Origin of the sequence: Pseudonocardia terrae, from assembly GCF_021343995.1 — a bacterium.
Taxonomy (GTDB): Bacteria; Actinomycetota; Actinomycetes; order Mycobacteriales; family Pseudonocardiaceae; genus Pseudonocardia; species Pseudonocardia terrae.
Map to the genome: position 1 here is coordinate 25,325 of NZ_JAJTTE010000020.1, position 10,369 is coordinate 35,693.

Here is a 10,369-nt window from a genome sequence, read left to right on the forward strand (position 1 = left end):
GCCGGTCCCACGACGGCCGGCCGCTCCGGGCTGTGGACGGCCTGCCGATCGTCCACACTGTCCGGATGACCAGGAACGACACGTCCGAGACGCTCCCGTGGATGCGCGCGGGCACCGAGCACCTGCTCGCCGTGGTCGAGGGGATCCCGGACGCCGAGCTCGGCCTCCCCGCCGCGCTCCCCGGCTGGACCCGCGCGCACGTGGTGGCCCACGTGGCGCGCAACGCCGAGGCCCTGGTCCGGTTGGCGACCTGGGCCCGCACCGGTGTCGAGACGCCGATGTACCCGAGCCCGGAGGCCCGGGCCGAGGAGATCGAGGAGACCTCCGGCCGGCCGCCGGAGGTGCTGCGCTCCGAGCTCACCTCCACCGCCCGGGAGCTCGACGAGGCGCTCGGCGCGCTCACCCCGCAGCAGTGGGAGACGACGATCCGCAACGCCCGGGGCCGGGAGATCCCGGCGACCGAGATCCCCTTCATGCGGATCCGCGAGGTCTGGATCCACGCGGCCGACCTCGGCACGGGTGCCTCGCTGGCGGATCTGCCCGCCGGCGTCGTCGACCTCCTGCTCGACGACGTCACGGCCACCCTGTCCGGACGGGAGGGCTGCCCGACCCTGCTGCTCGCCCCGACCGACCGCGAGCGGGTGTGGCAGCTGGGCGACCCGGGGGCGACGCCGGCGCCGGTCGTGTCGAGCCCAGGCGAGTCGATCCCGGCCGAGTCGGCGCCGCTGGGGGAGATGGAGACGACGAAGGCGCCGGCCGTGGACATCGTCGGCTGGCTGACGGGCCGGGCCCCGGCGAGCGTGCTGCCGGGGACCCCGCCCGAGCTGCCGCGCTGGCTCTGACCTCGGCTCAGCCGGCGCGCACGCGCCCGCGGACCCGGCCCACGAGCCGGCAGACCAGGTAGGCCAGGAACGCGATCGTGGCGACGTAGCCCGAGATCGGCAGGCCCGGCGCCAGGCTCAGGAAGGTGCCGCCGAGCAGCGCGAGCTCCGCGATCCCGATCGCCAGGAGTGTGGCCGCCAGCGGGTTCGACGTGACCCGCGCGGCGGCCGCCCCCGGGATGATCGTGACCGAGAGGACGAGGATCGCGCCGACGATCGGCACTGCCAGCGCCGTGGTCAGGGCGACGAGGACCGCGAACAGCGGCGACAGCAGGCGCGTCGGCACCCCGCGGGCCACGGCGACGTCCGGGTCGGCGCTGGCGAACAGCAGCGGCCGGTAGACCACCGCCAGAACGGCCAGTACCACGATCGTCACACTGACGAGAACGGCGATGTTGCTGGAGTCGACGGACACGATCGAGCCCGTGAGCAGGCCGAACTTGTTCGACGCCCGGCCCTGGTAGAGCGCCAGCAGCAGCACCCCGAGACCCAGCCCGAAGGCCAGCACCACGCCGATCACCGAGTCCCGCTCGCGCTGGCGCAGGCCGAGCACGCCGAACACCAGGCCGGCGACCACCGCCCCGACGACCGCCCCGACGCTCACCGAGATCCCGACGAGCAGCGCCGCGGCCCCGCCGGTGAAGGCGAGCTCCGCCGTGCCGTGCACCGCGAACCCCATGCCGCGGGCGACGACGAGCGGGGCCAGCGCGCCCGCCACCAGGCCGAGCAGCGCGGCGGCGACGAAGGCGTTCTGCACGAACGGCAGGCCCAGCAGCTCGCCGACGCCCTCGAACCCGAACAGCCGGCTCACGTCACGGACTCCAGCGCGTCGTGGTGGACGTGCTGGTCCTCGGCGCCGACGACCACGAGCCGGCCCTGCACCCGCACGACCTCGACGTCGGTCCGGTACAGCTCCGAGAGCGTCGCCGACGTCATCACCTCGTCCGGCGTGCCGATCCGGAACCGGCCGCCGACGAGGTAGAGGACCCGGTCGACGAGCGGCAGCACCGGGTTGATCTCGTGCGTGACGAACACGACCGCGCTGTCCGCGGTGCGTCGGCGCTCGTCGATCAGCCGGCTCACCGTGCGCTGGCGGGCGAGGTCGAGCGAGAGCAGCGGCTCGTCGCACAGCAGCACACGCGGATCGCCGACCAGCGCCTGTGCCACGCGCAGCCGCTGCTGCTCGCCGCCGGAGAGCCGGCCGACGGGGGAGCGGGCGTACGAGGTCGCCCCCACCGCCTCGAGCGCCTCGGCGACCTTCCGCCGCCGGTCCGCCCGGCCGCGCAGGCCGGGACCGAACCGGTGCCCGTCCAACCCGAGCCCGACGAGGTCGGCGCCGCGCAACGGCATGTCCTCGGGCAGGGACTTCTGCTGCGGGATGTACCCGATGCCGCCCGCCCCGCGCCGGGCCGGCTCGCCCGCGATCCGGACCTCCCCGGCGTCGAGCGGCTGGAGGCCGAGCAGCACGCGCAGCAGCGTGGTCTTCCCGGAGCCGTTCGGGCCCAGGACCGCGAGGAACTCGCCGGGCCGGACGTCGAGGTCCAGGCCCTCCCACAGCACCCGCCGGCCGAACGCGACCCGGGCACCCCGCAGCGCGACCGCCGCGGTCGGCGCGGTCGGCGCGGCGGAGGACGCTGCCGAGGACCTCTCGGCGGACCCTGCGGGGGGCGTCGGGGTCATGACCTCATTGTTCATGCCGCGGCGTTCAGAGCGCCCGCCAGGGCGTCGAGTTGGGTGCCCTGCCAGGTGACGTAGGAGTCGACCCCCTCGGGCAGCGTCTCGCTGACGTCGACCACGGGCACGCCCTTGGCCTTGGCCGCCTCCTCGACCTTCTGGGTCGACGGGCTCTCGGTCTGACTGTTGGACACCACGGCCTCGACCGGGTTCGGTCCGTCGACGACCTGCAGAGTCGAGGCCAGGACGGCGGCCGCCGGGTCGCTGCCCTCCTCGACGGCCGAGCTGAACTCCTCGGGGGTGGCGTTCTGCAGGCCGGCGGCCTCGGTCAGGTAGAGCGGCACGGGCTCGGTGACGGCGATCCGCTGACCGGAGTGCGCGGTCTTGATCGCGTCGACCTTCTGCTGCAGCCCGTCGAGGCCGGTGCCGAACTTCTGCGCGTTCGCGGTGTAGGTCGCGGCGTTGGCCGGGTCGGCCGTGCCGAGGTCCTTCGCGATCTCGTCGGCGACCTTCTGCACGGTCGGCAGGCTGTACCAGACATGCTCGTTGAAGTCGCCGTGGTCGTGGCCGTCCCCGTCCACATGCCCCGCCTCGGGGGCCCCGGGCAGGCCGGAGACCTGCACGGCGTCGATCACCGTGGCCTTCGTGCCGGAGGACTCGACGAGCCGGGAGGCGAAGTCGTCGTAGCCCCCGCCGTTGACCACGACGAGCGCCGCCCGGGCCACGGTCGCGGCGTTGGCCGGCGTGGACTCGTACTCGTGCGGGTCGGCATTCGGCGAGTCGATCAGCGAGGTGACCTGCACGTGGTCGCCGCCGACGGCGGAGGCGATGCTGCCGTAGACGTCGGTCGAGGCGACGACGGCGACCTTCCCGCCCCCGGCGGACGGTGCGGACCCGGTGCCGCCGGCGTCGGATCCCGAGCCGCAGGCGGCGAGGGAGAGCAGGCCGGCCGAGCCGAACAGAGTGGCGAGGAAGGTGGTGGCGAGGCGCGTTCTCATCGTGGGGTCGTGCTCCGTATCAGGCTGTGCGCATGCTTTTATTGAAAACCGTTGTCACTTCACTCTAGCGGGTGGTGGCGGGCCGGGCTACCGGGTGGCCGCCACGGGCGGCTACCTTTCGTGACATGACCGGTTCACCCCACGTCAGACGGCCCGCGACGCTCGCGTCGCTCGCCGCGGAGCTGGGCGTGTCCCGTACCACCGTCTCCAACGCGTACAACCGCCCCGACCAGCTCTCCGCGCCGCTGCGGGAGAAGGTCCTCGAGGCCGCGCGGCGGCTGGGATACCCCGGCCCGGACCCGGTGGCGCGCTCGCTGCGCACCCGGCGCGCCGGCGCCGTGGGCCTGCTGCTCACCGAGGCGCTCTCCTACGCCTTCCGCGACCCGGTGGCCACCGGCTTCCTCGAGGGGCTGGCGCTGGCCTGCGAACAGGCCGGTCAGGGGCTGCTGCTCGTCCCGGTCAGCCCCGAGCACGCCGACGTCGCCGCGGTGCACCAGGCGGGCGTCGACGGGTTCGTCGTCTACTCCGTCAGCGAGGACGACCCGCACTTCCGCGCCGTGCTGGAGCGACCGGTGCCCACGGTCGTCTGCGACCAGCCCGTCGGCGTCGAGGGCGTCGACCGGGTCAGCGTCGCGGACCGCGAGGGCATGCGCGCGCTCGGCGCGCACCTGACCGCCCTGGGGCACCGCGAGATCGGCGTGCTCTGCATGCGGCTCGGGCCGCAGCGGCACGACGGGCCTGCCGACCTCGTCCGGCAGGAGAACACGTCGTACCCGGTGCAGCGCGAGCGCATCGGCGGGATCCGCGACGCGCTGGTCGACGCCGGCGTGGACTGGACCGCGGTGCCCGTCGTCGAGCGGTTCGAGCACAGCCCGGAGGCCGGGGCGTCGGCCGCGCGGGAGCTGCTGGCCTCGCACCCCGACGTCACCGCGCTCGTCTGCACCTCGGACGTGCTGGCGATCGGCGCGCTGCAGCACGCGGCCGAGGCCGGGATCCCGGTGCCGGACCGGCTCACCGTCACCGGGTTCGACGGCGTGCCCGAGGCGGAGCGGGTCGGCCTGACGACCGTGCGCCAGCCGGTGCGCCGCAAGGGGCAGGTGGCGGGAGAGCTGCTCCTGCAGCGCGGCGAGCGCAACAAGCCCAAGCAGATCGTGCTGCCCACCGAGCTCGTCGTCGGTTCCACCAGCGGCCCGGCCACGCGGACGGAGAAGTTCTTCTCGGGCTGGTGAGCGCGCCCGCTCAGCCCGCCCGGCCTACGGCGTCGGCCGTCGGGAGCTCGGTCTTCACCCGGGCCGGCGGGCGCGCGCGAGCGTCCGCAGCACGGTCGTGACCGCCTCCGGATCGGCGACGCGGTGTTCCGCCGCCGTGTCCCCCTCGCCGACCTTCACCCCGACGTCGCCCGGGCGGAGGCGGGTGAACACGGACTCGTCCGTCACGTCGTCGCCGGTGAAGAACACGGCGTCGGCACCGAGCCGTTCGCGCAGCACCTCGACCGCCGCGCCCTTGCTGACCTGCAGGACGGCGAGGTCGATGACCGCCTTGCCCTCCGTGGAGTCCACGCCCTCCCACGCGCCGGGCCCGGCCCGGACGGCGTCGAGCACCCGGGTGCCGACCTCCGGTGCGGCGTTGCGCACGTGCACCGCGACCCCGGCCGGCTTGTGCTCCAGGGTCACGCCGATCTCGCCCTCGACCAGGTCGACGAGGGCGAGGGTGAGCTTCTCCTTCAGGTCCTGCTGCTCGGGGCCGAGGAGGGAGCCGTCGCCGTCGGTGAGGCCCGGCCCGTACTCGCCGCCGTGGCTGCCGACCATGTGGACCGGCTCGGTGAAGCCGGAGACGGCGCCCAGGTCCGTCAGGCCGCGTCCCGACAGCAGGACGACGGTGGTGCCCGGAGCCCCGGCGAGCTCGCGGACCGCGGCGGCCGAGTCCGGCAGGGGCCGGGCGTCCGAGGGCACGGGCACGATCGGGGCCAGCACGCCGTCGAAGTCCAGGGCGACGAGCAGGGTGCCGGCCTCGCCGAGCCGGTCGAGCGCGGCGGACAGGGCCGGGTCCAGCCCGTCGGACGGCCGGGCAGGCTCAGCCATCGGCGGGCTCCAGGCCCAGCGCGGCGAGGAACGACCGGGCCCACCGGTCCACGTCGTGCGTCATGACCTGCTTGCGCAGTGACCGCATCCGCTTGCGGCCCTCCTCCGGCGGCATCGTCAGCGCCGCGTGGAGCGCCTCCTTCACCCCGTCCGTGTCGTGCGGGTTGACCAGCAGGGCGCTGGTCAGCTCGGCCGCGGCGCCCGCGAACTCGGACAGCACCAGCGTGCCGCCGAGGTCGTGGCGGCAGGCCACGTACTCCTTGGCGACGAGGTTCATCCCGTCGCGCAGGGGCGTGACCAGCATGACGTCCGCGGCCAGGAAGAAGGAGGCCAGCTCCTCCCGGGGGAGGGACTGGTGCAGGTAGTGCACGGCGGGGTGGCCGACCTTCGCGAACTCGCCGTTGATCCGGCCGACGGAGAGCTCGATGTCGTCGCGCATCCGCTGGTAGTGCTCCACACGCTCCCGGCTCGGCGTGGCGAGCTGGATCATCACCGCGTCCTCGGCGGTGATCCGGCCCTCCTCCAGGAGCTCGTGGAAGGCGCGCAGCCGGACGTCGATGCCCTTGGTGTAGTCCAGCCGGTCGACCCCGAGGACGATCTTCTTCGGGGTGCCCAGGTCCTCGCGGATCTGCGCCGCCCGCTTGACCACGGCGTCCGTGCGGGAGAGCTGGTCGAGGTGCGCCGAGTCGATGGAGATCGGGAAGGCGCCGAGCTTCACGGTGCGCCGCCCGACCGTGACCTCGTTGCGGTTGCGGACGGCCCCGGCGCCGGCGAGGCGCGTGGCGAGCCAGCGGAAGTTCCGCACGCCGCCCGCGGTGTGGAAGCCGATGACGTCCGCGCCGAGCAGGCCCTCGACGATCCGGGTCCGCCACGGCAGCTGCATGAACAGCTCGGTGGGCGGGAACGGGATGTGCAGGAAGAAGCCGATCCGCAGGTCGGGACGCAGGTCGCGGAGCATCCCCGGCATCAGCTGCAGCTGGTAGTCCTGGATCCAGACGGTGGCGTTCTCGGCGGCGACCTTCGCGGTGTAGTCGGCGAAGCGCCGGTTGACCTTCAGGTACGCCTGCCACCAGTGCCGATGGAATGCCGGCGGGGCCACGACGTCGTGGTACAGCGGCCAGAGCGTGCCGTTGGAGAAACCCTCGTAGTAGTTCTCGACCTCCTCCGCCGAGAGGCCGACGGGGTGCAGCTGCAGGCCGTCCTCCACGAGCGGGCCCACGTCCGCGTCGGGCACCCCGGGCCAGCCGATCCAGGCGCCGTCCCGGGCGCGCAGCATGGGCTCGAGGGCCGTGACCAGGCCGCCGGGGCTGCGCTTCCAGCGCTTGCTCCCGTCGGGCAGCTTCTCCAGGTCCACGGGCAGCCGGTTCGCCACGACCACGAAATCGGGCGGGGGAAGCTCGGACGTACTGTTGCTGGCCACCTGATCCTCCTCGCGCCGCCGGCGCGGCCGGCGCCTGCGGATCCTCGTGGAGAACCCTACTGACCGCCGGGCAGGTTCGCGGGCTCCGATTCGTCGACGTCGGCGGTCGTCGCGGGCTCGGTGTCGTCCGTCGCCCTGCGCAGCCGTGGCCGGGCGAGGAACTCCCCGAACGTCACGCCGGCGGCCAGCGCCAGGCCGATGGCCAGTGCGAGCGTGACGGTGACCAGGCCTTCGGACAGCCCCTCGACCGCGAGCTGGTAGAAGCCGCGGTAGGCGGTCAGACCGGGCAGCAGCGGCGTGACACCGGCGAGCGTCACGACCAGCGAGGACACCTGACGGGTCCGGCGCAGCAGCCCCGCCCCGATGCCGATCACGATCGCCGAGATCCCCGTCGCGGCCACCGGCCCGATGCCCGAGTACTGGTTCAGCGCGCTGTAGACACCCCAGCTGAGCGCACCCGTCCCGGCCGCGAAGAGCAGGGCGCGCAACGGCGCGTAGCCCGCCAGGGCGTAGCCGGCGGCGGCCACCGCACCCGCGAGGAGCGCCAACGTGAAGCGCCCGACGCTCGCCGACACGGTGCCCGCGACGTCGAGCGCGACGCCGACCGCGAAACCCAGCTTCAGGCCCAGCACGACTCCGGTCAGCAGGCCCGCCGACAGAAGTGTGATTTCCGCGACCCTGCCGGCCGCGGTGACGTAGTAGCCGGAGATCGCGTCCTGCACGGTGCCGACCACCGACAGCCCGGACAGCAGCACGGTGATCGACGACGCGACGACGAGCGACGGCCGGGTGCCCGGCGGGAACAGCCCCAGCGCGAACAGCCCGATCGTCACGGTCGTGGCCAGCAGACCCCCCGTGACCTGCTGGAAGAAGGCGGGCAGGCCCCACCGGTTGAGGATCCGGCCGATGCGGTCGATCGCGCCCGTGACCAGGAAGGCGGTGATCGCCGTCACGACCCCGCCCCCGAGCAGGATCGCGATCGAGCCGGCCAGCGCGCCCCAGCCCGCCGTCGCCGTCCAGCGCGGGTAGGGGTGGCGGGCGTTCACCGCGTCGTCGAGCTCGCGGGCCGCGGCCCGCACGTCGAGCCGGCCCTCCACCACGGCGTCGACCACGGCGTCGACGGCCGCGAGCCGGGTCAGGTCCAGCGTCTTGTACTTGACCAGCCGCATCGACGTGACCGGCGAGGCCGCGTTGCCGCGGTGGCAGCAGATCGTGATGGACGTGAACGTGATGTCCACGTCCACCGCCGGCAGGCCGCAGATCTCCGCGAGCCGCAGCATGAGGTCGGTGACCACGCCGACGCTCTCCCCGCTGGACAGCTGCACCTCGCCGACCCGCATGCAGAAGTCGAGGACCTCCTGCGTCCGGGCGTCGTCGGGCACCTGCGGCCCGACCATGAGCATGGGCAACGTCGGCGGACCCGCCGCGAGAAGTCGACGGGCGTCGCGTTTCAGCGTCGCCCGGAGCCGGTTCGCCAGCCGCTCGGCGGGGTTGAGCTCGTCCACCACAGGGCAAGGCTGCCAAACGACCGCGGCGCTCTACGATGTGGGCTGCCGGGCGTGAGTCCGGTGGTGCCGGTGTAGCTCAGTGGTAGAGCAACTGTCTTGTAAACAGTAGGTCGTCGGTTCGATCCCGACCTCCGGCTCAGCGCCTGACCAGCAGCGTCGCTTCGCTCAGCCAGAGCCGGACCGACGTCATGACATCATTCGTGACGCGAGTCGTGCTTAGTTGCTCTGCATGACGCGGGCGACGGGTGGGAAGCGGCGAGCACGCGGCGGCATCGACACGTTGCCAAGCGGGGCCCTCCGGGTGCGGGTCTACGCCGGTATCGACCCAGTGACGAAGCGACGTCACTACCTCACCGAGATCGTCCCGAGGGGTCCTCGCGCGGACCGCGAGGCCGAGGCCGCACTCAACCGGCTGCTCGCGGAGGTCGACGAGCGGCGGAACCCGCGGACGGGCGCCACCATCGACCAGCTCCTCGAGAAGTACATGGCCCAGTTCGACGGAGCGCCCAACACCTTCGAGCTCTACACCGGGCACATCAAGAACCACATCTCCCCGCTGCTCGGATCGACGAAGGTCGGCTACCTCGACCCGGAGATGCTGGACGCCCTATACGCCGAGCTGCGTCGCTGCCGGCTGCACTGCAAGCGGCAACGGGGCCTCATCGACCACCGGACAGCGCGGGAGCACACCTGCGACGAGCGCTGCAAGCCCCATCGCTGCAAGCCGCTCGCACGGTCGACGGTCCGGCAGATCCACTTCATCCTCTCGGGAGCTTTTCGCAAGGCGAAGAGGTGGCGCTGGGTCGCGGTGAACCCATGCGAGATGGCCGAGCCGCCGCCGGCTTCCGCTCCCAACCCGCAGCCGCCTACGGCGGCGGAGTCCGCAGCCATCGTCAGCGCCGCGTGGGAGGACCCGGAGTGGGGAATCTTCGTCTGGGTGGCCATGACGACCGGGGCGCGCCGCGGCGAGCTCTGCGCGATCCGCTGGTCGGCAGTGAACCTCGAAGAGGGCCGGGAGTCGATCTGGCTGCGCCATGCCGTCCGCAAGGAGGGTGACGTCCTCGCTGAGGCGGAGCTGAAGACCCACCAGCAGCGTCGGATCGCGCTTGACGCTGAGACCGCGATGCTCCTACGCGAGCTCCGCGACCGGCGTCAGCAGCAGGCGCGAAGCCTCGGCTTCGAGCTCCCACGAGACGCCTTCGTCTTCTCCCACGACCCAGACGGCTCGACGCACCTCCGACCGGACGGAGTGACGCAGCGCTACGAGCGCCTCGTGAAACGCCTCGGTATCCACACGACCATCCACAAGCTGCGCCACTACTCCGCGACCGAGCTCATCCTGGCCGGTGTCGACGTCAAGACGGTCGCTGGCCGCCTTGGCCATGGCGGAGGCGGCACTACGACGCTGAAGACCTACACCGCCTGGGTGGCGGAAGCAGACCAGCGCGCGGCAGGCGGCTTCGCGGCCCGCATGCCGAAGCGTCCTGTCGAGTTGAGTGAGGCTGAACGCATCATGTCCCGGCCGCGGTTCCCGTATGAGCGGGTCGCAGCGGACGTCGTGAGCCAGATCCTGCGCGGTGAGCTTCTCCTGGACCAGAGCCCCGCCCTTGACGCCATGATGATTCGCCACCGCGTCTCGCTAGCCACGGCCAAGCGTGGAGCCGTCCTTGCGCGAGCGTCAGCGCCGAACATCATCGCTGCCCGACGCGAAGGCCAGGACGATCTCGAGGCGGGGTAGCCGGCAGACAAGATACCGGGCGGGGCGGTACACCAGGGACCACGGCGACCTCGGGGTTGGGGCTCAGCA

General features: G+C 72.9%; 9 protein-coding genes and 1 tRNA gene. 4 read left to right on the top strand and 6 right to left on the bottom strand.

Features of this window, described 5'->3' with window-relative positions; translation table 11 throughout:
• Positions 1 to 65 precede the first annotated feature (65 nt).
• Positions 66 to 842 carry a maleylpyruvate isomerase family mycothiol-dependent enzyme gene (locus LWC33_RS15295; RefSeq protein ID WP_233305049.1) on the top strand — a complete coding sequence of 259 codons (777 nt, stop codon included), beginning with the start codon at positions 66 to 68 and terminating at the stop codon, positions 840 to 842.
• A gap of 7 nt (positions 843 to 849) precedes the next feature.
• Here LWC33_RS15295 and LWC33_RS15300 read toward each other — a convergent pair whose 3' ends face one another.
• The 3 genes from LWC33_RS15300 to LWC33_RS15310 are packed head-to-tail and all read right to left on the bottom strand — an operon-like array spanning position 850 to position 3,553.
• A complete protein-coding gene (locus LWC33_RS15300) occupies positions 850 to 1,692 on the bottom strand; it encodes a metal ABC transporter permease (protein WP_233305050.1) in 843 nt (280 codons plus the stop codon).
• Positions 1,689 to 2,561 (bottom strand): metal ABC transporter ATP-binding protein, encoded by an 873-nt coding sequence (locus LWC33_RS15305; protein WP_233305051.1) that lies wholly within the window; start codon positions 2,559 to 2,561, stop codon positions 1,689 to 1,691. The genes LWC33_RS15300 and LWC33_RS15305 overlap by 4 nt, the downstream gene beginning before the upstream one ends.
• A gap of 11 nt (positions 2,562 to 2,572) precedes the next feature.
• Positions 2,573 to 3,553, bottom strand: a complete 981-nt coding sequence (locus tag LWC33_RS15310) for a metal ABC transporter solute-binding protein, Zn/Mn family (RefSeq protein ID WP_233305052.1) — start codon at positions 3,551 to 3,553, stop codon at positions 2,573 to 2,575.
• Between the two features lie 125 nt (positions 3,554 to 3,678).
• Between LWC33_RS15310 and LWC33_RS15315 the strand changes: the two genes are divergently transcribed.
• On the top strand, positions 3,679 to 4,782 hold the full coding sequence (locus LWC33_RS15315; RefSeq protein WP_233305053.1) for a LacI family DNA-binding transcriptional regulator: 1,104 nt from the start codon (positions 3,679 to 3,681) through the stop codon (positions 4,780 to 4,782).
• 54 nt (positions 4,783 to 4,836) lie between these two features.
• Here the strand turns inward: LWC33_RS15315 and otsB are convergent, their stop codons facing one another.
• The 3 genes from otsB to LWC33_RS15330 are packed head-to-tail and all read right to left on the bottom strand — an operon-like array spanning position 4,837 to position 8,562.
• Positions 4,837 to 5,634, bottom strand: coding sequence for a trehalose-phosphatase (gene otsB, locus LWC33_RS15320; RefSeq protein WP_233305054.1), 798 nt, complete (start codon positions 5,632 to 5,634; stop codon positions 4,837 to 4,839).
• Entirely contained in the window at positions 5,627 to 7,054 is a 1,428-nt protein-coding gene (locus tag LWC33_RS15325) for an alpha,alpha-trehalose-phosphate synthase (UDP-forming) (RefSeq protein ID WP_233305055.1), read from the bottom strand. Before LWC33_RS15325 ends, otsB begins: the two co-directional genes overlap by 8 nt.
• Positions 7,055 to 7,110: 56 nt before the next feature.
• Positions 7,111 to 8,562 carry a threonine/serine exporter family protein gene (locus tag LWC33_RS15330; protein ID WP_233305056.1) on the bottom strand — a complete coding sequence of 484 codons (1,452 nt, stop codon included), beginning with the start codon at positions 8,560 to 8,562 and terminating at the stop codon, positions 7,111 to 7,113.
• A gap of 65 nt (positions 8,563 to 8,627) precedes the next feature.
• Between LWC33_RS15330 and LWC33_RS15335 the strand changes: the two genes are divergently transcribed.
• Both LWC33_RS15335 and LWC33_RS15340 read left to right on the top strand, forming a co-directional pair.
• Positions 8,628 to 8,699 (top strand) — tRNA-Thr (locus tag LWC33_RS15335).
• A gap of 92 nt (positions 8,700 to 8,791) precedes the next feature.
• The gene (locus LWC33_RS15340) at positions 8,792 to 10,300 is read left to right on the top strand and encodes a tyrosine-type recombinase/integrase (protein ID WP_233305057.1); all 1,509 of its coding nucleotides are present in this window, start codon (positions 8,792 to 8,794) and stop codon (positions 10,298 to 10,300) included.
• The last annotated feature ends 69 nt before the right edge of the window (positions 10,301 to 10,369 follow it).

What these genes read in the sequence shown, in the direction of transcription:
- LWC33_RS15305 (WP_233305051.1), bottom strand. Translation starts at nt 2,561, where the DNA reads ATGACCCCGACGCCCCCCGCAGGGTCCGCCGAGAGGTCCTCGGCAGCG.
- otsB (WP_233305054.1), bottom strand. Translation starts at nt 5,634, where the DNA reads ATGGCTGAGCCTGCCCGGCCGTCCGACGGGCTGGACCCGGCCCTGTCC.
- LWC33_RS15340 (WP_233305057.1), top strand. Translation starts at nt 8,792, where the DNA reads ATGACGCGGGCGACGGGTGGGAAGCGGCGAGCACGCGGCGGCATCGAC.
- LWC33_RS15295 (WP_233305049.1), top strand. Translation starts at nt 66, where the DNA reads ATGACCAGGAACGACACGTCCGAGACGCTCCCGTGGATGCGCGCGGGC.
- LWC33_RS15310 (WP_233305052.1), bottom strand. Translation starts at nt 3,553, where the DNA reads ATGAGAACGCGCCTCGCCACCACCTTCCTCGCCACTCTGTTCGGCTCG.
- LWC33_RS15315 (WP_233305053.1), top strand. Translation starts at nt 3,679, where the DNA reads ATGACCGGTTCACCCCACGTCAGACGGCCCGCGACGCTCGCGTCGCTC.